Origin of the sequence: Sporosarcina sp. 6E9, assembly GCF_017921835.1 — a bacterium.
In the GTDB taxonomy this organism is placed as follows: Bacteria; Bacillota; Bacilli; order Bacillales_A; family Planococcaceae; genus Sporosarcina.
In genome coordinates, this window is record NZ_JAGEMN010000001.1 from 1341455 (window position 1) to 1364442 (window position 22988).

Here is a 22988-nt window from a genome sequence, read left to right on the forward strand (position 1 = left end):
CTTCTATGCGGAAATGAAATAGAATAGGAGATTTAAAAAGTTGGTTAAATTAAATAAGATTAATATCGATTTCGACTGCAATAAGGATACACCTTATTTCCAAGTAGCTTCAGAACAAAGAATTAGGTTCGGTATGGAAGATTTAAGTATCACTTTGATTCAAAAAATTGTTGGAGATATATTTAAAGAAGATGATCATATAAATGTTATATTTTTATCAGGGTATGTCGCTAATAATAAGCGTTATTCTTCAAAACCAAAAATCGGAAAAATTATTGAAATAAAAAACTGGCACGAAACCATCGTTAAAGACAGTTCTATTGGTGAAGATGTTGTGTACGCTACTATAAAGAATTTAAATCGTAATGATATAATTAAATATTGCTCAAAAATTTATAAAGGCCACAATGAAGCTTATATTTCTTTTTTCAACGATAAATCCCTGTTATATGTAAGTAGCGATGTTATTGATATTATTTCAAAGGATGTTAATAAAATTGCGGATTTAAAACGAAAGTACTTTGAACAATACAACAAATATTATGAAGAACAGACGAACCCTAATATAGAATAACAAAAAGCATCGTTTTGATACGATGCTTTTTCACATGAAAACTCAATCCAAAACCTGAACTCTTATCACATCCGACACCGATATTCGAATTTTTTCAAATGAGGTCGTAAACAATATCTGGCTTAAGCGATAATCGATTCTACTAATAACCCCTTCAAAAGTGATGACCTTCCCATCCTTCCAGGTTTTGATGTTTACCGGACTGCCACTTTGAATGCTACGTTCAATTTCTTCTTGAATTAAAAGCAATTCCCAATCATCAAATTCCGGCTTTTCAACGTAGTCATCCTCGGCCATCCACTCCCTTAACGCTTCCACATGCTCGGGTAACATCATTGCGGTCCACTTCTTCGTTCCGCGGTCACGAATGTTTTTGTACATTAAATCACCATGCTTTCAGTTTGGATCACAGGAACTAGCGCAAGCACATTGTCGATTTTGAAAATTCTGGTGGATTTACGCAAATGGCAATAGGCTCGGAAAGTCCCCTCTTCAATTTGAATAACCTTGACTCTTCGCTTACTAATTACTCCGTTATTTGCAATATAAATCATGTCCAGTGGCTCCCTATACTTCATCGAATTCACCAGCTTCATGCGCACGGGTGTTCCCTCCTTTCTTTCATTATACGGAATGTGTGTTCGGTTTGCAACTAGGAAAATTATACAGTTAATTGAAACTAGAGCTGAATATCTTTCACATGCTGATGTAAAATAGTATAATTGGCAAGGCTAAACAAGAGTCAACATAGAGAGGTGAAGTAAATGTCCCGTCAGCAACAAGATGACAATGATTCAAAAAATAAAGGACAGAAAAAGTTTTTGGAAATATTGGGCGACACCATTGTTCCCAATCAATTATTATTTGCAATTATATTAAGTGTCAGCATCAGTTTAGGTGGCTATACTATTGGCCTTCGAATTTTTCCCGCAATTGCCAGTGAAAATATGGTTGCATCATATTCCCTACTTCTTGGCATTGTAGGTACTGTATTATCTTTAGTGTTATGTTCAATAATCTTTAAGCCTAAACGGATATTACTTGAGGAAGAGACCTCAATTGAAAGCATGAGGGAAGTTTTTGAAGACTTGCAATTAGATCCCCATGAGGAATTAAAATTGATTGAAAATGATCCGATTATAAAAAAAGAATTAAAAGACCTTGGCGTGTTAAAACACTTCGAAGCATTGGGTGGTGACAATAAAAAATGAGTTTACTTATGACCGCCATATTATTCGCCTTTATAGGCGCAATTGTTTTTTCCTTGATTGGTTTGATTTCTGGAACAGATGAAACAGCGGTAATGGTTCCCTTAACTTTATTGGTCGTCTTATTAGGTACTCCCCCAGCAGCGGTTTTTTCATTTTTTATGGCGGCAGTATTAGCAAAACACTTAACTCATGCTGTTCCTACCGCGTTGATGGGGATTCCCGGTGACACTACGGCAGTTCCTCTAATTGATCATGCAAACACTTTAAGAAGAATGGGCATGCCGCATATTGCATTAAGAAAGATGCTTTCCGGTGGAATTATAGGGGCTTTTATCGCACTGCCAACAGCAGTCTTATTAGGTCAATTTCTTGGCCAGTTTGCCGATTTCTTTAAATCTTCTTCAGGCATAATCTTTACAATCGCGGCCGTATTAATCGCTTTCTTTTCTCAAGGTAGATGGGTAAGTGTATTAATGATTATCCCTTTTGCTTTTTTCATTAAAAGTCTAGACATGATTAGCTTCAGCATATTAGACAAACATTTGGTCATTAGTTTCTTCTTAGGGATTGCGATTGGCCCGATGTTCTCTGATATACTCACTGCTACTTCTTCAAGCGCAAAACGGGCAATCGAAAAAAGCGAGCCGAAGAAATATCAATTGGCACCCGAAACAAACATGTGGAAAGGCTTTTTCCCCAATCCATTGAAAATATTATCAGGAGAACAAAAACTATTCACGGCTATTACGGCTTTCATTTCATCGCTCACGTTTGTTTTTAGTCCCGTTGGAATGACTTCTCTAATGGGAGAAATTGTCGGTTCCCGAACAAAAGGCGCATACAAAAAGTCAACGACTAGCTTAGCCGTTATGAATGGTGTTACGGAATCTACATATATTGCGGAAACAATTATTCCGTTAATCGCTTTTGGTATTCCGCTAAGTCCCGTTGCATTGGGTCCGGCTTCCCCGTTATTTATTGCGCCGCCCATTTTTACAATAGACCCCGTCAACAACTTGCATACTTATTTAACGTCATGGGAGTTTTTCCTATACGGTGCGATTGGTCTTATCGTAGCAGCATTGATTGCCTACCCGTTTACAATGAATTACGCACGAAAAGCTTCAGTCTTGGTCATGAAATTTATTAGCCAAGAAGCGATTGTCGCAATGTTCATAGCGCTAGCCTGTCTCTTGGCATTCCATGAAGGACAAGTCGTCGGTATCGTTTTAACATTTACAGTAGCGGCGGTTGGTGGCCTGTTAAATCGTATTTTAGGCATCGGTGCAGGCGTGCAATTTATGGTGTTTTATGCGTCGGCTTGGATTATGTTAAAGATGTTCGGAATCTAATTGCAAGGCCTTCCATTTCAACTAGACCTCTATTATTGATAAGCTATAGGTTACACGTAAAGGAGGGAATTTGAATGAGACTAAAAGATAAGAAGGTTATTGCCCTTGTCGAAGATGAATTTGAAGATTTAGAACTTTGGTATCCGATTTATCGTCTTCGTGAAGAAGGTGCGATTGTTCACTTAGTTGGATTAGAAAAAGGAAAAACGTATATTGGAAAGTACGGTGTTCCAGCAGTATCCGACTATCAGTTTTCCGATATTCGTGCAGAAGATTATGATGCGATTCTTGTGCCTGGAGGATGGGCGCCTGATAAATTAAGAAGATATGAAGAAGTGCTGAACTTCATCCGTGTTATGAATGATGCTAAAAAACCGATCGGTCAAATTTGTCATGCCGGATGGGTACTCATTTCAGCTGACATTTTGAAAGGTGTAAATGTAACAAGTACGCCAGGAATAAAACACGACATGATGAACGCTGGTGGAAACTGGACGGATGAAGCTGTCGTTGTTGACGGTCATATTGTTTCTAGTCAACGTCCACCTGATTTACCGCCATATGTTAAAGCATTTGCAGATGTACTTGCTGCGAAATAGATAATTATCAAACCCGGTTCTGCTTACTAGCAGAATCGGGTTTTTAAGATATACGAAGAAAAATTCCTTCCTTCTCTTGTTTGTGTATAATTGTATATAGTGCAAAGTGTTGGTAGCCAGGGGTGAGCGCGTGGATTCAAAGAACGATTATGAAGATAAAAAGATTGAAGTCGAAAGCAGTCAAGAAGTTGACGGAGAAATTAGCGATGAAGAATTACAGGTACTTGTATTAGAAGCACAGCGGGAGGCGCTTTACAAGGCATCACTTGAGCAACCAAATTCCAAACCAAGACATTCCTTCCCGAAATGGATTTTTTGGTTGATGTCAATCATGATGCTCGTTAGTACATTTTCAGTCGTATTTGAAATCTATTCGATTCCAGCAATTGACTTTTTAAGAACATCAATGAAGCTGTCGCAACAAGAGGATATTGCGGCTTATAAAGACGCTGTTGTCGTAGTTGTGACAGAGGATGGTAAAGGTACGGGTTTTAGTATCTCCAGCGATGGAACAATACTGACAAATCATCACGTCATTGAAGGAAATACCGCAATCACCGTTGTGTTTCCCGATGAAGGTCGTTTTACAGCTACTGTTGTAAATACATACCCGTCAGTCGACCTTGCTGTGTTGGATGTCGATGCCGAAAACCTACCGTTTTTAGAACTTGCAGATCAAACAATATTTACCAGCCATGAACCAATTTACTTCATTGGTAATCCACTGAGTTTTAAAGGAATCGCAAATGAAGGAACAATTATTGATTATACACAATTAACTGATTGGGACGTTCCAGTCATTATGATGGAAGCACCTGTTTATCGAGGAAATAGTGGCAGTCCTGTAATCAATCGAAGCGGTGAAGTAATTGGTGTTGTATTTGCGACTATGAAAGACGAAGTCCACGGTAAAGTTGGTTTGTTTGTGCCGATCGATGAGTATTATCATGCGATTGAGTGACAGCAGCCTCATTGCTGCTTGCGCCCGGACACTGTTTCGGGCGCATGAACTTTAAGATTCCCCCGCATACCATTTGGGAATCAGTAAATCGAAATCATCAAATTGACTTAAAGTAAAATCAGTATATATTTTAAAGCGCTCTTGCTGATCCAACGCTATTTCGTTAGCCCAAACTTCTGCAGACATAATGTGAATCGCCGCGTACAATCTGTGCAATTTCCAAAACGATGTCGGAATGGCATTGTTATCATGATAGCCGTCCAATACCCCGCGTGAATAAGCTTTACTTATTGGCACATTAAAATACTCCATTTTGTAGAACTCATTAATGGGGTCCGCATATGTTATTTTTTGCATATCAATCAAACCAGTAAATTGTTCTTCATGAATCAATATATTCCCCGGATGAAAATCATAATGCTGAACACAACTTGGGCGTCCGTAAATTAAATGCAGATGATTCATGACAAAACGAGCAACCTTTTCGTACCGTTTATTCTCAACAGCAATTTTGGAAAATCGTGGCAACAGTCTTTCAACTTTAGTAATCCACCGGTGGTCCCAAGCTGGATAGTTGATCGGGGCTGGAATCTGATGCATCTTGTAAAGCGTTTGTCCAACCTGTTGACCGTTTCGATATTGGGCTTCCTGACTGAGTTTCGGTAGCATCACTCGCCCATTTTCACCTTTGATATAATCCAAAATCATATAAGGACTGCCATCATGAACCCCTACTTCATGCACGAAAGGAATATGCGAATCATTTTTATTCGCTGCTTTTACTAAGTTTGCCTGCAAGTCTAATCGCTGTCGATCACCATTTGGAGATATTCGCACTAAATATGTATGATCCACACACCATTTCTCATCAGCCGAAAACCCTTCTTCGATAAATTCAAATGATGAATTATTTTTCAAAAAAGGGATTGAACGAATATCCATTGACTGCCCCCCCCATCGAATCATCTTTTGTTTCTAGACCTATCCATTCTATTCAAAATAAATTCGTAACCAAAAGCAATGACCAACCCCGCAAATAAAATGACAAAATTAGAGAATAACTCAACTTCCTTAAACCAGTAATAGATAATGTTAATTAATAACAAAATTGCAAACGACAAAAATCCAAGCTCTTGACCTTTCTTACTATTTACAATTTCAGTTTCAGTCATTTTTTTAAAAAACATAATATATCCCTTCTCATTCTAAATAATTATCAAAACTCTTCCATATAGGATGTATCGATGATCCATGGTTTTCCAGTTTTCGCATCGATTGCCCGCATATGTCCAACCGTTTCCGGGAATGAAGGCAAATAGTTCAACTTATAGGTTACCTGATCCTCTTCAATTTCTTTAGACCAGGTTAGTTCCATTTCAAGAGCGTTACCATAAATCTCAATCGCACCTTCAAGTGGAATTGTACAAACGCTATTAATTTTCGAGAGGTCCAGTAATACCTCAGAGTCAGTATTAACTTCGGTAATAATAAGTGTATTTGGATTTACTTCTATTGTGATGGTAGCATTCCCCACCCGAATTCCCCGCTCAAATCGTTGAAACGTAAAGCGAAAAGGGGAATCTTCCTCCTCTAAATCTTGATATTCCTCTTTTAGTAAACAAAAATTTTCAAAAGTATTTTCGTATTGACTTTGTAAAAATAAAATTGACTGATTGCATGCGGTTAAACAATCTTTATCAAGAGATTTGTCAACCGACGATAGCTCGATATACTCCAACTTTTGCACGTCAAACATTTCAATTGTATGGATTTCACCGTCAGTCCCAACACCCATGACAAAATCCTCGACAGCATAAACTAAATGGTACTCGTCATCTGCTCCAATATAATCAGTGTCGAATTGGCAGATCATAGGCATTAAGATAAGTTCTCCTAGATAGATCTGTTTCGCTTCTTCCTTTGTCAATGTAATGATAGGTTCCTGGATGACAAAGGACTCATTTGTAAATGTCGCCGAGGAAATCAATCCATTTTTCTCAACTTGAATTGACACACCAGAATTCGGTAGTTCCAATCCCATAAACGGATCTTTACGTATGAATTCAATCCACCAATAGTCGTCAAAATCTATTGCTGCGGATAAATGTAACAAATCACAGTCATCTATAAATTCATTGGCGATATTACGTGAGCGTTCTAACACGCTCTCTTTTTTTACCGTATCCACCTGATTAAAATAATCCGTATCGACCGACAAGGATTCTAAGTTGTTTTCGTCATTAATGACGAAATATAGAAAAGTAGTTCCTTTTAAAATATCGTTAACTTCATAACTATTATCATCGGATCCCATTTGTTCTATCTCCAGATGGTTTCGATTTACATCGGGCAAAAATAATAAAATTCGTTCTACAGGACTATCCAACATAATTTACTTTCCTCTTCTCATATTCAAAATAATCCACTTTTAATTATAACTACTTATAATGAGCAATGACAGAACTATTAATAGTTTTTAAAAATAATTTGGGAGATATTCACGAGGGTCGTTTGATATTTTATATTTCACTGGGTATAATTATAGTAGAATTGCATAGGCTTAGGAGACCGAGTGCATGCAACACTCGGCTAAGCAACTGTGTGACCGCAGTAGGAGCGGTTGGCCCGGTTGAAGTCACTGATGACCGTCATACCTTAGCTGGGGGGACGGTCATTTCTTTTTACAAAGAAAATCACCAATGTTATTACAACTGCAAAAATCGCCATAAATATAGATGCAAGATGAAATAATAGATTCATCGTTTCGTAAATCGACATTGGAATCACCTCCATTATGAAGGAAGTGACCAACCGCTCCCCTACCAAAACAGCTAACATAAAAACAGTGTAACACAAACAGAACAAGTGTTCCATAGTGCAAAGTGAATTAGACTATAGAACCAGTCTGGGGATGATTTATATATCAGTAACCTCGCTATATTACAAAAAAATTTAAAGAATAAACCTTCCCTGGACTGGGAAGGTCTATATTTAGAATCTTTATCGCTAAATCTTAACTTACTTATACGTTTTTTCTGATTCTCTTTTTTGTCGTTGATTTGGCGTCATTGGATCGTGCTTGGGATTCAGGTTCCCCAATTCAGCAAGTTCCATTGAAATTTCTTCTTTTATTTTATTAGGTTTAATCTTCTGGTTTTTTGGTGTTTGTGGCAGAGAACCAGAATTTCTACTAGCGCCTTTAAATTGATTTCCCATTATAAAACCTCCTTTTTTTCGTTTTCGTTCCTAATTAATATGGCTTAGTCACTAAATCTAATTCAGAAATGTGCCTAATTTTAAAAACATATTGCGTATAATAAATTGGAAGTGCTGAATATAGATCGTCCCATAAAAAACTATCCAATTTTCGCGGTAAAATGGTATCTTTACGTATATGGTATATGCTAAAGTCATTTTTCCGAAGGGGTGGAATATATGCGCCACAGGCTCGAGATCCAAAAAATAAAACCTTTAATCCTTTTTTCACTTAAAGGATTTTCGCAGGTTATGTTAATGGAAAACAGATTTTCTGGTGGGTTGATTTTGTTAGGTCTTATATTACACTCTCCATATCTCGGTCTCATGGCGCTTCTCTCGTCGATCGTCGGGACAAGTATTGGACTTTTAAAGGATAAAGAAACTGCAAAGAAAGGCATATATGGATTCAACTCAATCTTGAGTGGCGTTGCAGCCATGCTGTTTTTACATGGCGATTGGCGGTGGATTATCGCTCTAATTGCTGCAGCTTCCTCAGCTTTTTTAATGTACTTTTTATCAATGATAGTTATCCGGTGGAAGATACCTGTTTTAACAACTCCCTTTGTCGCGATAACCTGGATTGGGCTACTCGTAACATACCCGATTAACTTTTTACACAAAAATCCGGCATTCATTACTAGTTCACCGGTAAAATGGAATATCCCATCAGAAGGGAAACCAAATTTCATTCTCGGATTAATCAAAGGCGTTGGAGAAGTTTTTATTATCGACTCATTTTGGGCTGGTTTGTTTATTCTTATCGCTCTTTTTGTCGCTGGTTGGAGATTCGGGGTGTATGCCGTCTTTGGAACATTCATTTCATGGCTTACTGCACGATCTTTAGGCGTTGATACTGAATCATTGGATTTGGGTCTCTATAATTACAATGCCGTACTGACAGTCATTGCAGTAGGATTGTTATTTGATGATAAAAGAAATTATTTACTTTATGGAATATTGGCCGCCGCAATGACTGTCCCAATAACTGCTGGCATGGATGCTCTTCTCAATCCAATTGGTCTGCCTGCTTTGACATCTCCTTTTATCATTAGTACTTGGATTTTTTTAATCATACGAAAAATAACCCCTTGATTAAAAATAGTGACTTCACTTACAAAAGGAATTTGCAAGTAAAGTCACTATTATTATCTATTGGTTAGTTTTTTAATCCCTACATTTCTTTCTGCTTGTTCTTCTTTTGAAGCCAAGTCATACTTTTTTAGAAAATGAAATAACTCATTGAGTGTATTCTGATTAGGTCTTTTCTCCAATAACTGATTACTCACAATAAATAAGTCTGCCGGGAGAAATGATTTTTGTTCGGATAACTTCTTTGTTACATCCTCCAAAGTATGATTCAAATTACATGTACTCATTTATATCATCCCCTTTTCAAAAAATACTTTTAAATCTGACTCTCACTTCATCATACCATTATTCAGCAAATTGATGACTAATTATCATGGATATGGAAAAGCTAATATAGAGGTGAATTTATTGATGAGCGAGAAAAAAATGCCGCATGAAAAAATGACGGAGAAAAACAATGGATTATCTTCCGCGCAAGAAGTTACGTACCAGAACGAGTTTAAAAAAGCTGATAATGCCGTTAAAAATGATACAAAAGCAGAACGTCAAAACCGCAAAAGTTAACCAAGGTCTACCTTTTACAAGCTACTGCGATTTTCCGTTTCTGAAAATCGCAGTTTTAAAATTGTTTTCTTAAAATGGGCATACTAAAAGCGTATCTTAACTTAAGGAGGGATATCTAATAAATGTCATTAAGTAAAGAGCTTGAGGTTTTGAAACAATTTCACTGTGAGAACGACCGTTGTGTATTGAGTGTATACTTGAATACCTATCCCGGTGATCCGCAGCAATTAAACGGCGGGTGGAGAATTCATTTAAAGACAGGATTAAAGCGAATTGGCGAGTATATTACCGCTTCAGAAAATGAAAAAGAATTGAAAGCATTTAATGAACTCAAGAAGAAAGTTACAGAAGAAGTGGAAAGCAAAAAGAATAACTTAAGCAAAAGTGTTGTAATTTTTGCCGCGATAGAGCCTGAATTATGGTCAGTCCACTATGTGCAAGTCCCCGTTAAGACCAGTTTCCACTGGGAGAATCTTCCCATGACTGAAGAGATGGAGTACATGTACAAAGCATATCCCGAGTCGGGCGTTATTTTACCGAGTTATGGGGAAGTCCGCATTTTAGATACCGCCATGGGAGCGGTGAAAGATGAACTTGTGTATGAATTTGACTCGGGCGTGGAGGCTTGGAAAATCCGGAAAATAGAATCAGCTAATCATGACCGCGGAAATGGAAAGAAAACCACCGCTGGCCCTGCATTAGAAGTACGGCCGAGAACCCAAATTAAAGGATTCTTTAAAGGAATGGACAAGGTTATTGAAAAGCTAAAGAAGGAACGCGGCTGGCACGAAATACATGTATCTGGCGAAACAGAATTAGCCAATGCTTTTGCCGAAACTTTACGAGAAAAACCAGCGAGTTGCATTTACAAAAATCTAAATAAAAGCAAAGCGAATGATGTAATTCATCAGGTTTTTGAAAAATAAAAAGTCGAGACAAACTAACTACCCAACATCAAATTGGGTAGTTAGTTTTTATTACTTTAAACTCTTCTGTAAGCACGACGTTCAGCGTATTCGGAGCAGGCTAAACATAATTTTACATTTTCTTCGGAGGGTTTCCGATAACTTTGAAACTCCCTCGTTCTGCGTTTACACATCGCACATTTCGTCTTAAAAAAACCAAACATCGTCTAAAATCCCCCTAAAAAAACTTATCTTTATTTCATGGTATCACAAACTTCTTGCTTAAATTAATTGTAATATACATGGGTGGCAGCTTATACAATTTTGTTCTAATCTGAATACCCTAAAGTAAAGGAGGTTTTGGTGATGCCACAAAAAAGAAATAATAGATTCCGTTTTTGTGTCTTGCCGGGTTATAACTGGTGTGAACCAGGTTGCAACGGACCAGGTGCGCCTATAAACGAAGTGGATGCGGCTTGTAAAGCGCATGATGCTTGTTACCGAAGAGGTAGACATCGCTGTGAATGCGATCAAGAATTTCTCAATCGACTACGTCCCAGTATAAATTCAAATACGCAACAAGGAAGGCATGCACGACTGCTTTATCATTATATGAAAATGCAAACAATCTTCTCTTGCAATAAATGGTAGTTATGAACAACTTAGTGGCCCAACAGAATTCGCGGATATTATTCAATGAAAAGAGGTCTTCACATAACAGGTTTATAGCCTATAGGCTTCGGGTATAACTAGTTTGTCAATGTCGTGCGTCTACCGCACAATACGCTGACTAACAAATCGTTTATGGGCTTATAGAAAGGAGAACCAAAGTAAATCAACATGAGAAGATTATCAGATGAAGAGCTAAAAAAAGCTTATTTTCAAGCCAAGGAATTAGGGCTTGATCCTGAATTCATTCAGCAACTAGAAGCAGCACTCAATAGACGTCTAATCAACATACATAAAGGCGTACAGCAAAAAACTAAAGAATCGCTCCCTTAGGCATTTTATCATACTTGATAAACAAATAATTGAAGACCTAAATCGGAAAAATGACGTTCAGGAATGAAATATTTCATTGGAACACTCCGCTCAATAAAATCGGGGTGTTTTTTGTTTTCTATATCAACACGGATTTTTATATTAATTAGGCGATTCATGGTAATATAGAGGGAGTAGAAACAATGGAGGAATTGAATTAATATGACCCTTAGCAATGAAGTAAATTATATGCAGCTGAATACAATGAAAAAAGAAATTACGCGCTTTATGCTTGCCTACAAATTTGCTCTAGATGAAATCAGTACAAAACTTAATATATTAGAACAAGAGTTTAAATTGATCCACGATTATAATCCGATTGAACACATCAATACCCGTTTAAAAACTCCAGAAAGTATTATTAACAAAGCGCAACGCAAAAACATTGAATTATCTTTACCGTCGATTAAAGAAAACATCCAAGACATTGCAGGCGTTCGCATTAATTGCTCCTTTAACGCTGACATTTACAAATTGAGCGAAATGATTCAAAAGCAACAAGATATTGAAGTAGTAGAATGCAAAGATTATATTAAAAACCCAAAACCCAATGGGTATAGAAGTCTGCATTTAATCCTGAAAATCCCTGTTTTTATGTCTGATCGTGTTGAAAATGTCTTCGTCGAAGTACAGATTAGAACAATTGCGATGGATTTTTGGGCAAGTTTGGAACATAAAATTTTCTATAAATACAATAAAGCCGTTCCTGAAAATATTACAAAAGAACTGGCAGAGGCTGCCGAATCTGCTAATGAATTGGACAACAAAATGGCGCATTTACATAAGGAAATCCTAAAAATTAAACAAACGGATGATTCTATTCATACATTGGATGGGCTAACTGAATTCGACTTCCCGATTAACTTTTTGGAATTGCTGACTAAAAGTAATGATTAAAATATAGGGTGAAATAAATGATTTATGCAAGCGGTGTTGTGACGTTTTTATCAAACGACAAAAAAATGACTAGCAAGAAACTTAAGAGGAAAACGATTGCGCTAGAGGTAATAGAAGAAATACCTTCAGAATATGATTTACCAGGTAAAACAATTTGCAAGTATGTAGCGCTTCTTCCGCGAAGCTATGAATGTAAGTCTTTGGAAGACTATACAGGAAGAGTCAAACCATTTTTACAAAAATCAATCCGAAATGTAATTGTGAGCGTTCAGGTTTCCCATCTGAACTACGCAAGTTATCATGCTGTTGCCTCTATAAAAAAATAAATTTGAAAAACCACTGATAATGTTTTTCAGTGGTTTTTCGGGTTACTTATACTTTTGAAACTACAATCTCTTCTTCCACAACATCGACATGGACTTTTTCAACGCTTTCCTCTTCTAAAATGAGATCCGTTAATGGATCCTCTATCTTGTCTTGAATCACTCTACGAAGTGGTCGAGCTCCGAATCGTTTGTCATAGCCTAGTTTCACCAAGACTTGTTTTGCTTCATCCGAAATCGTAATATTAATATCATTTTCTTCGATTGTTTCTTGTAAATCCACAAGCATCAAGTCAACGATTTCTAGTAAATTCTCTTCTGTCAATTCATTGAATGATACAATTGCATCGAAACGGTTGAGAAACTCAGGTTTGAAATAATTACCTAATGTTTCGAGCGTCGTAACCGATTCATGTTCTGTTTGATTGAATCCGACGCTTACTTTTCTCTCACCCGTTCCGGCGTTACTCGTCATAATGATGACTGTATCTTTAAAGCTGACGGTACGACCATGTGAATCTGTTAAACGGCCGTCTTCCATAATTTGCAGGAACATATTTTGAACATCCGGATGCGCTTTTTCAATTTCATCCAGAAGTAAAATTGAATACGGTTTACGACGAATTTGTTCAGTCAATTGACCGGCTTCTTCATGACCTACATAACCTGGAGGTGAACCGATAATTTTAGACACCGCATGTTTCTCCATATATTCACTCATATCAAGACGAATTAACGAGTCGCGTGAACCGAATAGCTCTTCTGCTAAGACTTTTGTAATTTCCGTCTTACCGACACCCGTTGGCCCCACAAATAAGAAAGATCCAATTGGACGGGTTTTTGATTTGAGCCCCGCACGACTGCGACGTATCGCTTTTGCAATTTTATCGACCGCTTCTTCTTGACCAATGATTTCTTTGCCAAGATTTTCAGCGATGCCCTTCATCTTTGCTTGTTCCGCCGCTTGTAGTTTTGTGACAGGAATCCCTGTTTTTTCTTCGACAATCAATTCAATATCAGCAACAGTAACTTCTACAATTCCGGCTTCCCCGTTTTGTTTCGATTCCTCTAATTGTTTATTAAGCTTAATTTCTTCATGTCGTAAATTTGCTGCTTTTTCATAATCTTCCACATCTGCCGCTTCTTCTTTTTCTCGAATAACCTCGTTCAAACGTGTTTCAATCAAGTTCGAATCAGCTACTACATGTTCAAGATTTAAACGTGATCCAACTTCATCCATCAAATCAATTGCTTTATCTGGTAGAAATCGGTCTTGAATATAGCGCTCAGACAATGTAACAAAAGCTTGAACCGCCTCATCAGAATAACGTACTTCGTGGAAATTTTCGTAACGATTTTTAATCCCGTTCAAGATTTTAATCGTATCTTCTGCAGACGGTTCGTTAACGATGATTGGCTGGAATCGACGTTCAAGCGCAGCATCTTTTTCAATTTGACGATATTCTTTTAATGTCGTCGCACCGATGAGTTGCAAGCCACCGCGTGCCAATGCTGGTTTCAAAATATTTCCGGCATCCATTTGTGAGCCTTCAGTCTGTCCTGCACCAACAAGTAAGTGAATTTCATCGATGAATAAAATAACGTCTGTCCGTGTTTGAAGTTCTTCGATTAATTCCTTCATTCTTTCTTCAAACTGACCTCGAATACCTGTATTACTGATAAGTGAAGCGACATCTAACAAGTACACTTCTTTGTTCATCAGTTTCATCGGTACATTGCCTTCATGAATTTTGACTGCAAGGCCCTCAGCAATTGCTGTTTTACCGACACCAGGTTCTCCGATTAACACGGGATTGTTTTTATTTCTTCTATTTAAAGTTTCAATTACGCGCTTCACTTCTTGATCGCGCCCGATAACTGGATCAATTAGCCCTTCCCTCGCGTCGTTTGAGATGTTTTTCCCTAATTGATCTAACAAGCCATGCTCTATATTTTCCTCAACTTGTTGTGTCTGAGTTCGTGCCTGCCCTCCGCCGTTTGCTTGGAAAAAGTGATTTCCTTCATTACCCAATGACGGCATCTTGCCTGCATTCAATTGACCTTGTATTTGACCGAAACATGTATGACACATGTTCAATTGCATATTTTGCTGATTCATCCGGAGTCTCAGATTCATCGTTGCTCCATTTTGACCACATAGTTGACATTTCATATATGTTTCCTCCTTGGTAATCTTGATATATATCTTCCGTGTCTGACTTTGACTATCTTTGACTATACATTTATTATACACTGACCTAGTTTGACTTTCAAGAATCCTGCTTACATTAAAAAAGTCGCTCACAGAAATCATTCTGCAAGCGACTTTCAATTGGATATTCTTAAGATTACAGACGGTTTAAGATAACTAAAATGCAAAATTCCACTACTAACTTATTAAAGATTTCATAAGTTTTGCACGGCTTTTACAATTTCTGAAATAACAGCTGGCACATCATCGGAGCTTTTAATCCCAAATAAATAATTTGCTTCGCCTTCCCGAGGTTCTATCACACCATCTTTTTCAGTCTCAGCTTGTTGTCGTTTAAGAACTTCCTCAAATGTCGATGCGGTTCTAAATATTGTTGTGCTACGTTGACTCGCTGAAATGCGTTCCAGTAGAACATGATCCGGAATATCGAAATTAACGATAATGCTGATAAACCCCTTGCTCTTCAGGTATTCTAGTAAACTCACTCGCCCCTTCAGCCCACGATTTGCATTACTTAAGATCAGATGAAAATCAGTTTGATCTATTGCATAATCTATAACTGTTTTGGAAATCGCGTACTTGAATGTGTTTGGCCCTTCCTTAGGCATTAAAGTTTTATAATACGCATTGATGAATTCCGCGTGATTATCTTGGTCGACTACCAATGAGTTGTGCAACTGTTGTTCCAATACTTTCGAAAATGTAGTTTTTCCGCTATGGGTCTTACCGACAGTCATGATGGCAAATCTTTGCATAATTTAAACTCCATTCTGATGAAATTAAAGTAACTACTAAAAGTTTCTCACCCACTAATACCACAGTCATTTCATTATTTTTTACTCTTTATCAACTTAAAATCATACCTGTGCAATAAACATTCTTGAATGATCAAACAATCGAGTTAGTTTCTTGCACAGTTGTCAAATTATATACAATATCCCTAGGCATAATTGACGCCATTAATTTCGTAATATTATATAGACTAAATAAATAATGTAGGCGGCGGCAAGCACCACCCCTTCACGCTTTCCAACTTTGAAACTGGTCCTTGAAAAAATCAATAATACAACAGTCAGTACAATCATAAACACGACGTCACTAAATACTTTATCGTTCACCGCTAATGGAGAAATTGTAGCCGAGGCACCGAGTACAAACAAAATGTTGAAAATATTACTTCCAACAATATTTCCAAGCGCGATTTCACTTTCTTTTTTCAGTGCCGCTGAAATAGAAGTGACTAGTTCAGGAAGTGACGTTCCGATTGCAATAATCGTTAGTCCTACCAATGTTTCACTCATGCCAAGGGAAAAAGCAATTTCCATGCCGTTTTCTACGACCAAGTTCCCTCCAAATATAATTCCAACCAGCCCTACTATCGTAATGAATATATTTTTACCCCAGCTGATATTCTTTGGTGCTGGTACGTTCGCTGCATTTTTTCGGCTTTTTAGCCCAATCTCAATCACATAATACATAAAGATCGAAAGAAACAACAAGAGGATCAAACCATCACTGCGTGTTATCATGTTGCTACTGAATCCCTGTAATGCAATATCACTCATAAGAATAAGCAATGCCACACTTGCGAGTATTGTAAACGGGATTTCTTTTCTAATCGTCTCACTTTGAACCATCAATGGATACAGAAAAGCAGTCACGCCTACAACGAGCGTAGTATTAAGAATATTGCTTCCGACTACGTTTCCCACTGCAACTTCTGCATTTCCTTCAAGAGCTGCAATAATACTGACAGTCGCCTCCGGGGAACTTGTTCCCAATGCGACAATTGTTAAGCCGATTAAAATAGGCGGGACCTGAAGCAGTCTCGCAATATTGGAAGACCCGTCAACAAAAAAGTCAGCGCCTTTGATCAACAATGCAAATCCAACAATTAATATAATATATGCCATTGGTTTTTACCTCTATCCGGTTCATGTATGATTACTATCATCTTCTGATTACTTTGCTTACATACTACATTATTACGCAATAAAAAAACGGATAATGTAAAAGTCGACAATCTATTTCATTTTACTCAATGTTTCTAAAGTTACCTCAAACATTAATGCGTTAAATAAATACATTCTACACTCGAGATCATTCTGTATTGTGATTAAAGAACGTCCCCTTGTAAGAGATATGCCTGAATTGTATAATGTGAAGAAGCAATTATTTTGTTGAATTGAAGGAGGAAGTCATGGAGGTTTTTGAAAAGTATTTAACAGGTATTGATAATCCCGACCACCATGATTAAACAAAGGAAATATTGACGTGGGTTGCTGATAAATTTCCGAATCTTGAACCGCAAATCAAGTGGAATACGCCAATGTTTACGCACCAAGACACATTTATTATCGGTTTTTCAACAGCGAAGCATCATTTAAGCGTTTCGCCGGAACCAGTAGGCATAACGCTATTTTCCGATGACATTGCACAAGCTGGTTATAGCGCTACCAAGGGCTTGTTTCGAATTCCGTGGAATGAACCCGTTAACTATGAATTACTTGGGAAGATGATTGATTTTAATATTCAAGATAAGGCCGGTTATACGAGCTTTTGGCGATAGGAACAAAACACGCCTAATCTAAAATGTCCGCCGATCCGTTAAATCGATTGACGGACACCCCATCCTAGCCATGAACTTGCGGATGGATCTAGAAATGATGGCCACCAGTAAATCTAGACCCTTAACGAGCCACGAAATCCTCTAGCCGCATAGTAGGACTCGGCCCCATTGTGATACACAAAAACAGTGTCATAGCGACGATCGCAAAAAATAGCACCACCGAGTTCTCTAATGTTAGATGGTGTTTGCACCCAACTCGATGTTTTCATATCGAATTTTCCAAGTTCCTGTAACGCTCGATATTGATTTTCCGTTAAAAGTTCAATGCCCATAGCAGTTGCCATATCAATAACGCTATTTTCTGGTTTATGTTTTTTTCTTGATTCTAACGCTTCACGGTCGTAACAAACACTTCTACGACCTTTAGGACTTTCCGCCGAACAATCATGAAAAACGTAAATTTCATTCTTTATATCATAGTCCACAACATCTGGTTCTCCTCCAGTTCTCTCCATTTCATTTAGCGACCATAGTTTTTCAGGATTAGCATCCAGCTTTTCTTGGACTTTATCCCACGCAAGACCTTCATGGCGGTTCATATTTCTTTCAAACCGAACCTTCAAATTCTCGATTAATTCTTCTCGTTGTTCTATTGATAATTCCTTATTATTTTCGCTTGTCATATTAGCTTCCTCCTAATTAAAATCGGTTCAATTTACACCATAAGTATAGCATTTTTCGTTTTTAAAATCGTACCTGCGCACCAATTATTCATGAAACTTTGGCAAATCGGTTCGTAAATTAGCTCCACTTACAATAGACATTTTCGAATTGTATAATATATAGAACTTGAATAAACGGTGTCGGCTGTTCTGTTAGTGATAACCCATCTGAGCCTTCAACTCAATGATGGGTTATTTTTTGTGTTTAAATAGTATTCTTTAAGGTTTGGAAAACCGGTACGTTAATTAAGTTCTCTTGCAATAAAACTTTCGAATCGTAAAACAATAATAAGAAATCACGAACATCAAGCCCTGCTCTCTGAAGTTTTCGCCCATACAATAAGTTAACAATCATTTGGTATGGAGGCGATCTTATTAAACTTTGGATTGATATATCCACACGAAAACACCGTTTAAGACTATACAATGATCAACATCTCATCAAAACTTACCCAGTCGCTGTGGGAAAAATGGTGACATCAACTCCTTTGGGAAAATACAAAATTATAAATAAACAACTGAATCCAGGCGGCCCTTTCGGCGTGTTTTGGATGGGATTATCAAAACCCCATTATGGGATACACGGCACAAATAATCCTTCCTCTATCGGAAAAAACGTGTCACACGGATGTATACGAATGTATAACAAAGATGTATTAGACTTAGCATCTAGGGTGTTGCTTGGAACAACTGTCTATATTCACAAATGATAGGATTTGAATCCCACAACCTTTATCTGCGTTATTGTGAGTTCCACTACACTTGCATTAACGAAAAATGGAAGCCAATCAAATTTGATTAGCTTCCATTTTTATTTTCATTCGGAAATATCATTTGCTAAAATTGCACGGTGTATAGCGGCACCGATGAATCGACACCGCCTCTATTACGCCATTCATCATCCACTAGTGAGCGACCCACGGTATTCGTATTTTTCGACTTGTCTCATTTCTACGCGCGCCAACATTCATATGCGTTTAAGATTTATTTTCGGAACCCAGTTCACCATGAAAATTCCGATAAATATAAAGACGCCCCCAAGCATTACATACCAATGGATTGGTTCGTCTAAGAGAAGCCAACCCGAGATGACACCAAAGAATGGAGCTAAAAATAAAAAAGCGCTTGTTTTTCCTGGATCCCCAATTGTAAGTAAATAAAACCATACTGCAAATTGTACTACTGAAGCCATAATAGCCAACCATAAAAGAATAAAAATAGAAATGATATTTGGTTCGAAAAATGGTTCTTCTAAGATAAAACTTCCGCCAAAGAGGATCAGTCCCCCAAACAACATTTGATAGGCAGTTAACACCCACACATTTATTGTTTGTCCCCATGTTTTGATTAATAGTGTTCCGATCGCCCAGGAAACTGCCGAAAGAAACCCTAGTAATGTTCCGATTTTAATAGATAAGTGAGCGCCAAAAGTAATAAACACCCCTAAAAAGCCGACCACAACACCAATCCATTGCAATCTTTTGTATGTAAGCTTCAAAAAAATAGTACCTAAAATGACGACAAGCAAAGGATTTGTAAATGTAAGAATAGAAGATTCACCGGCTTTTATCGTTTTCAAACTAACGAAAATACAACCCATCACACCAGCGGTTTGAAAGAACCCGATAATAAAAACTTTCCACCAATCTTGTAAAGAACGAGGATGAGGCCGCTTCCAAAAAACAACGAAAATAGCCATCAATATTCCTGCAATCGTAAAGCGCAAGGCGACAAGTAAAATAGGAGAAAAATAGAGTAAACCTATTTTCCCTATTGCAAAAGCAGAACCCATTAATGATGTAGTTAAAATGACAAGCAATCCGTATACATATTTATTCATGCTACCCCCTTGTGAAAGTGGTGTTTATCAACCTACCTTCATACCAATAAACTAGATCCAGACATATTTTTCACTTTATCATCCACCAATGAGCGACCCGCAGTATTGGCATTCTTCAACGTTTCCTTTTTCCACCTTGCTATTTGCTCCGCAACCGTTACAAGATACGACTTTCATATCTACTTTATGATTCTTAACTCTTTCATCAACTTCATCTTCTGTCGAAAAAACAATTGCATCTTGATTATAATTAATATAGGCATCTTCAAAAAAACCTTTATGAATCATTTCTTGAATATCCTTAATGGCAATATCATGTGATACGGGAATAGCGGATGAAATCGTCGCAATCGATCGTACTCTTTTATTCACAATTATATCGATGTATTTTTTATATTTATCCGCATTTATCGATGACTTTTTACCAAGATAGACTAAAGTCAGACCCAAGAAAACAAAAAACAACATACCAAGTGTTCCATCTATGAATCCATCTTCCATCAATGACGTCCATGAGATTACCCCCATGGCTGCAATGATCCATCCCCAAATCGTCATTTTTCGTCCGGAAGTCAATGACGCTTTTTTATCAACGCTAAGTTTCCTGACTAGAAAATAAACACCTATCGGCCAAAATATAATTAGTAGAAAAATAATCAGCGGCCATGAGTGGGTTTTAATCGGCTTATTATGGTTTGAAGTCATTTGTCGTTTAACCCCTTCCCGTCAAAAATGTGTTGCATATATCTTTCAACCCTTGTTGTTCGGGTACTAGACTGTTTGGCTTGTGAAAAGTAAAGTACGTACGCTCGTTGTCTTCCCGGCGTCAATGCTTCAAAAGCAGTTTTAAAGACAGGGATTTCATCGAATTTGCTCTGGAGTTCTTCTGGAATGATGATTTCTGTTTTCTTTTCAACTTTTAATCCGGCTTTTTCAACTTCAATCGCTTCATAAATATAGTCTTTCAAAACAACTTCCATCTCTAGGATTTCTTGAACATTTGTAAACCGAATCTGACGCGCCGCTTGTACATTCTCCGTTTGCTGGATTAGAATCCCATGGTTATCCTGTATCAAGGCACCTTTGTGAAACAGAAACGCACAATACTCTTTAAATCGATGGATTAAAACAACATTTTTATCCCCAAACGTATAACATGGATGGCCCCATTTAAATTCTTCAGTCAGCTTGCAGTCAAGAACGATATTTCTTAGAGCTACAAATTCCTCTTGCCACTTTTTAGATTTACTTATATATTGATCAACCTTGGAATTCGTTTTATCATTTGTCATCTAGGAACCCGCCTTGTCATTTTTGAAAATCGATTTCTCTCATAATTCCACCGTATCTTATACTCATTGTTAGCCGTTATTATCTACTAATTCCCGATTATTTCTTTTAATAATCCCATCTGCTTCACAACAAGTTACCGTTATAGATAATAATTTGATTGAATCGCTTCGACATTCGGAATAATCGCTTGATCATAGTCGAGCTGATTGATGAGTGTGTCTTCGAATTTGGTGAGAATTGTAAGATATTGTATGATATTTTCATTCTACCATAGTTAGCAGTTCATTTGTCTGATAATTCACAGCTTTTGATTGAAGATTAGGGGGGATCCTGTACCACCTATTTAGTCGTTGCCCAAGAATCGACGACAGTTGCAACTTCGAATTATATCCTTGAAATCCATCAAATCGATTAGAACAAACATATTTTCACAAATTATAATCATACTGATGAAGTTTTTGTACCGGAGGATGTCATTGTGAACGCCTTGTCTGTAAATCCTGGATTGTGAATACGCAAGCTAAAATAAAATGCTGCTCCAATTAATTGGAGGTCACTGTAAAAGTATGTAAATATGTATTTCATATCATTATTCTCCGATTTAGTGCGCAGTCTTGAGACTCCCGCGGAATCAGCGAAGTGCGAAATAGAAGTGCACTCTTTCAGTGCACTCAATTAATTGTGCTACTTTATTTTGTCATGAAAGAAACGAAGGCTTCTTTAGATGTAAACTTTCATATTCTAAAAAAGGGATTCCACCAACTATTATTGAATAAGTACAGTAAAAACAAGCGATTATGAACTTTGATAGGAGTGAATTCTTTTGATGTTTGCTGTTCTTGCTGATATCCACGGAAATGCGCCTGCTTTACAGGCCGTTCTTTATGAAATCGATAACCGCAAGGATATAGAACATATCTATTCCCTTGGCGACATGATTGCAATTGGACCTGATACGAACGCTGTCTTGGAATTGTTATTTTCTCGAGATGATATTTCGATGATTACAGGCAATCATGATGAAGCGGTACTAGCCATTATTAAAGGTGAGCCACATCCTTTAAGTCATCCGCATGTGAAAGAACATCATGAATGGATTGCTAAAGGAATGGACAAGAAATTTATCAGTAAACTTGATGAGTTGCCGCGTTTTATTCGAAAAGACATGTTAGGACATTCGGTCTATTTCACTCATTATCATGTGGAGGACAAGAAGATCGATGCTCATATTAGCGATGATCCTTATGCAAGGATTGTTCAGCCGAGTCTTGAGAACATGGAAAAGTTGTTTGGTCCGCAAGATGTCGATTTAATCTGCTTTGGTCATCATCATCCCGTTCATTTTTTTAAGGGCGCGCATACGACTTATTTAAACCCCGGTTCTCTAGGTTGTGCTGAGGATTCAGTTGCTAGATATGCGGTTGTTACGATTGAAGTAAATGAAATCCAAGTAGAGTTGGTTGAAGCGCCGTATGATAACACGGAGTTTCTACTGTCTTATGAAAAACTAAAAGTTCCAACTCGTAATTTTATATTGAAGGCATTTCACGGGAATCAGCTAAAGAGGAGTGAATAATT

29 protein-coding genes and 1 pseudogene are annotated in these 22988 nt (G+C 37.5%); 15 read left to right on the top strand and 15 right to left on the bottom strand.

All coding sequences use genetic code 11. From position 1 onward, the window contains the following. The first annotated feature begins 40 nt into the window (after positions 1-40). The gene (locus tag J4G36_RS07005) at positions 41-574 is read left to right on the top strand and encodes a hypothetical protein (RefSeq protein ID WP_210469320.1); all 534 of its coding nucleotides are present in this window, start codon (positions 41-43) and stop codon (positions 572-574) included. Positions 575-616: 42 nt separating this feature from the next. Here J4G36_RS07005 and J4G36_RS07010 read toward each other — a convergent pair whose 3' ends face one another. Next, positions 617-955 carry a YolD-like family protein gene (locus tag J4G36_RS07010; RefSeq protein WP_210469321.1) on the bottom strand — a complete coding sequence of 113 codons (339 nt, stop codon included), beginning with the start codon at positions 953-955 and terminating at the stop codon, positions 617-619. Continuing rightward, positions 955-1170 (bottom strand): transcriptional regulator, encoded by a 216-nt coding sequence (locus J4G36_RS07015; RefSeq protein WP_246880540.1) that lies wholly within the window; start codon positions 1168-1170, stop codon positions 955-957. The genes J4G36_RS07010 and J4G36_RS07015 overlap by 1 nt, the downstream gene beginning before the upstream one ends. Positions 1171-1338: 168 nt before the next feature. On the opposite strand from J4G36_RS07015, the gene J4G36_RS07020 reads away from it, so the two are divergent. From J4G36_RS07020 to J4G36_RS07035, 4 genes are all read left to right on the top strand, one after another. Further along, positions 1339-1785: a hypothetical protein gene (locus tag J4G36_RS07020; RefSeq protein WP_210469323.1), complete on the top strand. Its 447-nt coding sequence runs from the start codon at positions 1339-1341 to the stop codon at positions 1783-1785. After that, the gene (locus J4G36_RS07025) at positions 1782-3137 is read left to right on the top strand and encodes a tripartite tricarboxylate transporter permease (RefSeq protein ID WP_210469324.1); all 1356 of its coding nucleotides are present in this window, start codon (positions 1782-1784) and stop codon (positions 3135-3137) included. Before J4G36_RS07020 ends, J4G36_RS07025 begins: the two co-directional genes overlap by 4 nt. Before the next feature lie 74 nt (positions 3138-3211). Next, complete coding sequence (locus J4G36_RS07030; protein ID WP_210469325.1) at positions 3212-3736, top strand: type 1 glutamine amidotransferase domain-containing protein; 525 nt, start codon at positions 3212-3214, stop codon at positions 3734-3736. Between the two features lie 130 nt (positions 3737-3866). Next, entirely contained in the window at positions 3867-4697 is an 831-nt protein-coding gene (locus tag J4G36_RS07035) for a S1C family serine protease (RefSeq protein ID WP_210469326.1), read from the top strand. Between the two features lie 51 nt (positions 4698-4748). Here the strand turns inward: J4G36_RS07035 and J4G36_RS07040 are convergent, their stop codons facing one another. The 5 genes from J4G36_RS07040 to J4G36_RS07055 all read right to left on the bottom strand — a co-directional run bounded on the left by J4G36_RS07040 (position 4749) and on the right by J4G36_RS07055 (position 7913). Further along, a complete protein-coding gene (locus tag J4G36_RS07040; protein ID WP_210469327.1) occupies positions 4749-5639 on the bottom strand; it encodes an aminoglycoside phosphotransferase family protein in 891 nt (296 codons plus the stop codon). A 20-nt stretch (positions 5640-5659) separates the two neighbouring features. Then, the gene (locus J4G36_RS07045; RefSeq protein WP_210469328.1) at positions 5660-5884 is read right to left on the bottom strand and encodes a hypothetical protein; all 225 of its coding nucleotides are present in this window, start codon (positions 5882-5884) and stop codon (positions 5660-5662) included. A gap of 29 nt (positions 5885-5913) precedes the next feature. After that, on the bottom strand, positions 5914-7086 hold the full coding sequence (locus J4G36_RS07050) for a hypothetical protein (RefSeq protein ID WP_210469329.1): 1173 nt from the start codon (positions 7084-7086) through the stop codon (positions 5914-5916). Positions 7087-7352: 266 nt separating this feature from the next. Continuing rightward, positions 7353-7475: a hypothetical protein gene (locus tag J4G36_RS18700; RefSeq protein WP_256439560.1), complete on the bottom strand. Its 123-nt coding sequence runs from the start codon at positions 7473-7475 to the stop codon at positions 7353-7355. 240 nt (positions 7476-7715) lie between these two features. Further along, complete coding sequence (locus tag J4G36_RS07055; protein ID WP_210469330.1) at positions 7716-7913, bottom strand: hypothetical protein; 198 nt, start codon at positions 7911-7913, stop codon at positions 7716-7718. 219 nt (positions 7914-8132) lie between these two features. On the opposite strand from J4G36_RS07055, the gene J4G36_RS07060 reads away from it, so the two are divergent. Further along, positions 8133-9047 carry an urea transporter gene (locus tag J4G36_RS07060; protein ID WP_256439561.1) on the top strand — a complete coding sequence of 305 codons (915 nt, stop codon included), beginning with the start codon at positions 8133-8135 and terminating at the stop codon, positions 9045-9047. A 53-nt stretch (positions 9048-9100) separates the two neighbouring features. Here J4G36_RS07060 and J4G36_RS07065 read toward each other — a convergent pair whose 3' ends face one another. Continuing rightward, entirely contained in the window at positions 9101-9331 is a 231-nt protein-coding gene (locus tag J4G36_RS07065; protein WP_210469332.1) for a group-specific protein, read from the bottom strand. A 124-nt stretch (positions 9332-9455) separates the two neighbouring features. On the opposite strand from J4G36_RS07065, the gene J4G36_RS07070 reads away from it, so the two are divergent. From J4G36_RS07070 to J4G36_RS07095, 6 genes are all read left to right on the top strand, one after another. Then, positions 9456-9608, top strand: coding sequence for a YfhE family protein (locus J4G36_RS07070; protein ID WP_210469333.1), 153 nt, complete (start codon positions 9456-9458; stop codon positions 9606-9608). A gap of 122 nt (positions 9609-9730) precedes the next feature. Further along, positions 9731-10534: a VLRF1 family aeRF1-type release factor gene (locus tag J4G36_RS07075; protein ID WP_210469334.1), complete on the top strand. Its 804-nt coding sequence runs from the start codon at positions 9731-9733 to the stop codon at positions 10532-10534. Positions 10535-10879: 345 nt separating this feature from the next. After that, a complete protein-coding gene (locus tag J4G36_RS07080) occupies positions 10880-11164 on the top strand; it encodes a phospholipase (protein ID WP_210469335.1) in 285 nt (94 codons plus the stop codon). A gap of 189 nt (positions 11165-11353) precedes the next feature. Next, positions 11354-11515: a sporulation histidine kinase inhibitor Sda gene (gene sda / locus J4G36_RS07085; protein ID WP_210469336.1), complete on the top strand. Its 162-nt coding sequence runs from the start codon at positions 11354-11356 to the stop codon at positions 11513-11515. A 243-nt stretch (positions 11516-11758) separates the two neighbouring features. Further along, complete coding sequence (locus J4G36_RS07090; RefSeq protein ID WP_483315882.1) at positions 11759-12451, top strand: GTP pyrophosphokinase; 693 nt, start codon at positions 11759-11761, stop codon at positions 12449-12451. A gap of 17 nt (positions 12452-12468) precedes the next feature. Next, the gene (locus J4G36_RS07095) at positions 12469-12777 is read left to right on the top strand and encodes a cytoplasmic protein (protein ID WP_210469338.1); all 309 of its coding nucleotides are present in this window, start codon (positions 12469-12471) and stop codon (positions 12775-12777) included. A 46-nt stretch (positions 12778-12823) separates the two neighbouring features. On the opposite strand, the gene J4G36_RS07100 is transcribed toward J4G36_RS07095, so the two are convergent. The 3 genes from J4G36_RS07100 to J4G36_RS07110 all read right to left on the bottom strand — a co-directional run bounded on the left by J4G36_RS07100 (position 12824) and on the right by J4G36_RS07110 (position 16899). Continuing rightward, positions 12824-14947, bottom strand: a complete 2124-nt coding sequence (locus J4G36_RS07100) for an ATP-dependent Clp protease ATP-binding subunit (protein WP_210469339.1) — start codon at positions 14945-14947, stop codon at positions 12824-12826. A 233-nt stretch (positions 14948-15180) separates the two neighbouring features. Next, entirely contained in the window at positions 15181-15741 is a 561-nt protein-coding gene (locus J4G36_RS07105) for an AAA family ATPase (protein ID WP_210469340.1), read from the bottom strand. A gap of 204 nt (positions 15742-15945) precedes the next feature. Next, entirely contained in the window at positions 15946-16899 is a 954-nt protein-coding gene (locus tag J4G36_RS07110) for a calcium/sodium antiporter (protein WP_210469341.1), read from the bottom strand. A gap of 287 nt (positions 16900-17186) precedes the next feature. On the opposite strand from J4G36_RS07110, the pseudogene J4G36_RS07115 reads away from it, so the two are divergent. Further along, positions 17187-17555 (top strand): annotated as a pseudogene (locus tag J4G36_RS07115) (iron chaperone). Between the two features lie 113 nt (positions 17556-17668). Here J4G36_RS07115 and J4G36_RS07120 read toward each other — a convergent pair. Then, positions 17669-18238, bottom strand: coding sequence for a DUF4256 domain-containing protein (locus J4G36_RS07120; protein ID WP_210469342.1), 570 nt, complete (start codon positions 18236-18238; stop codon positions 17669-17671). 413 nt (positions 18239-18651) lie between these two features. On the opposite strand from J4G36_RS07120, the gene J4G36_RS07125 reads away from it, so the two are divergent. After that, positions 18652-18987: a L,D-transpeptidase gene (locus tag J4G36_RS07125; RefSeq protein ID WP_210470455.1), complete on the top strand. Its 336-nt coding sequence runs from the start codon at positions 18652-18654 to the stop codon at positions 18985-18987. A 257-nt stretch (positions 18988-19244) separates the two neighbouring features. Here the strand turns inward: J4G36_RS07125 and J4G36_RS07130 are convergent, their stop codons facing one another. From J4G36_RS07130 to J4G36_RS07140, 3 genes are all read right to left on the bottom strand, one after another. Next, positions 19245-20117, bottom strand: coding sequence for a DMT family transporter (locus J4G36_RS07130; protein ID WP_210469343.1), 873 nt, complete (start codon positions 20115-20117; stop codon positions 19245-19247). A 78-nt stretch (positions 20118-20195) separates the two neighbouring features. Next, entirely contained in the window at positions 20196-20822 is a 627-nt protein-coding gene (locus tag J4G36_RS07135; protein WP_210469344.1) for a hypothetical protein, read from the bottom strand. Further along, positions 20819-21409: a YdeI/OmpD-associated family protein gene (locus J4G36_RS07140; protein ID WP_210469345.1), complete on the bottom strand. Its 591-nt coding sequence runs from the start codon at positions 21407-21409 to the stop codon at positions 20819-20821. Before J4G36_RS07140 ends, J4G36_RS07135 begins: the two co-directional genes overlap by 4 nt. 827 nt (positions 21410-22236) lie before the next feature. Between J4G36_RS07140 and J4G36_RS07145 the strand changes: the two genes are divergently transcribed. Then, positions 22237-22986: a metallophosphoesterase family protein gene (locus J4G36_RS07145; RefSeq protein ID WP_210470456.1), complete on the top strand. Its 750-nt coding sequence runs from the start codon at positions 22237-22239 to the stop codon at positions 22984-22986. Positions 22987-22988: the final 2 nt, after the last annotated feature.

Excerpts from the sequence above, each read along its gene's own strand:
- J4G36_RS07010 (WP_210469321.1), bottom strand. The coding sequence starts at position 955 with ATGTACAAAAACATTCGTGACCGCGGAACGAAGAAGTGGACCGCAATG.
- J4G36_RS07015 (WP_246880540.1), bottom strand. The coding sequence starts at position 1,170 with ATGAAGCTGGTGAATTCGATGAAGTATAGGGAGCCACTGGACATGATT.
- J4G36_RS07020 (WP_210469323.1), top strand. The coding sequence starts at position 1,339 with ATGTCCCGTCAGCAACAAGATGACAATGATTCAAAAAATAAAGGACAG.
- J4G36_RS07025 (WP_210469324.1), top strand. The coding sequence starts at position 1,782 with ATGAGTTTACTTATGACCGCCATATTATTCGCCTTTATAGGCGCAATT.
- J4G36_RS07030 (WP_210469325.1), top strand. The coding sequence starts at position 3,212 with ATGAGACTAAAAGATAAGAAGGTTATTGCCCTTGTCGAAGATGAATTT.
- J4G36_RS07040 (WP_210469327.1), bottom strand. The coding sequence starts at position 5,639 with ATGGATATTCGTTCAATCCCTTTTTTGAAAAATAATTCATCATTTGAA.
- J4G36_RS07045 (WP_210469328.1), bottom strand. The coding sequence starts at position 5,884 with ATGTTTTTTAAAAAAATGACTGAAACTGAAATTGTAAATAGTAAGAAA.
- J4G36_RS07050 (WP_210469329.1), bottom strand. The coding sequence starts at position 7,086 with ATGTTGGATAGTCCTGTAGAACGAATTTTATTATTTTTGCCCGATGTA.
- J4G36_RS18700 (WP_256439560.1), bottom strand. The coding sequence starts at position 7,475 with ATGTCGATTTACGAAACGATGAATCTATTATTTCATCTTGCATCTATA.
- J4G36_RS07055 (WP_210469330.1), bottom strand. The coding sequence starts at position 7,913 with ATGGGAAATCAATTTAAAGGCGCTAGTAGAAATTCTGGTTCTCTGCCA.
- J4G36_RS07060 (WP_256439561.1), top strand. The coding sequence starts at position 8,133 with ATGCGCCACAGGCTCGAGATCCAAAAAATAAAACCTTTAATCCTTTTT.
- J4G36_RS07065 (WP_210469332.1), bottom strand. The coding sequence starts at position 9,331 with ATGAGTACATGTAATTTGAATCATACTTTGGAGGATGTAACAAAGAAG.
- J4G36_RS07070 (WP_210469333.1), top strand. The coding sequence starts at position 9,456 with ATGAGCGAGAAAAAAATGCCGCATGAAAAAATGACGGAGAAAAACAAT.
- J4G36_RS07075 (WP_210469334.1), top strand. The coding sequence starts at position 9,731 with ATGTCATTAAGTAAAGAGCTTGAGGTTTTGAAACAATTTCACTGTGAG.
- J4G36_RS07080 (WP_210469335.1), top strand. The coding sequence starts at position 10,880 with ATGCCACAAAAAAGAAATAATAGATTCCGTTTTTGTGTCTTGCCGGGT.
- sda (WP_210469336.1), top strand. The coding sequence starts at position 11,354 with ATGAGAAGATTATCAGATGAAGAGCTAAAAAAAGCTTATTTTCAAGCC.
- J4G36_RS07090 (WP_483315882.1), top strand. The coding sequence starts at position 11,759 with ATGAAAAAAGAAATTACGCGCTTTATGCTTGCCTACAAATTTGCTCTA.
- J4G36_RS07095 (WP_210469338.1), top strand. The coding sequence starts at position 12,469 with ATGATTTATGCAAGCGGTGTTGTGACGTTTTTATCAAACGACAAAAAA.
- J4G36_RS07100 (WP_210469339.1), bottom strand. The coding sequence starts at position 14,947 with ATGAAATGTCAACTATGTGGTCAAAATGGAGCAACGATGAATCTGAGA.
- J4G36_RS07105 (WP_210469340.1), bottom strand. The coding sequence starts at position 15,741 with ATGCAAAGATTTGCCATCATGACTGTCGGTAAGACCCATAGCGGAAAA.
- J4G36_RS07110 (WP_210469341.1), bottom strand. The coding sequence starts at position 16,899 with ATGGCATATATTATATTAATTGTTGGATTTGCATTGTTGATCAAAGGC.
- J4G36_RS07120 (WP_210469342.1), bottom strand. The coding sequence starts at position 18,238 with ATGACAAGCGAAAATAATAAGGAATTATCAATAGAACAACGAGAAGAA.
- J4G36_RS07130 (WP_210469343.1), bottom strand. The coding sequence starts at position 20,117 with ATGAATAAATATGTATACGGATTGCTTGTCATTTTAACTACATCATTA.
- J4G36_RS07135 (WP_210469344.1), bottom strand. The coding sequence starts at position 20,822 with ATGACTTCAAACCATAATAAGCCGATTAAAACCCACTCATGGCCGCTG.
- J4G36_RS07140 (WP_210469345.1), bottom strand. The coding sequence starts at position 21,409 with ATGACAAATGATAAAACGAATTCCAAGGTTGATCAATATATAAGTAAA.
- J4G36_RS07145 (WP_210470456.1), top strand. The coding sequence starts at position 22,237 with ATGTTTGCTGTTCTTGCTGATATCCACGGAAATGCGCCTGCTTTACAG.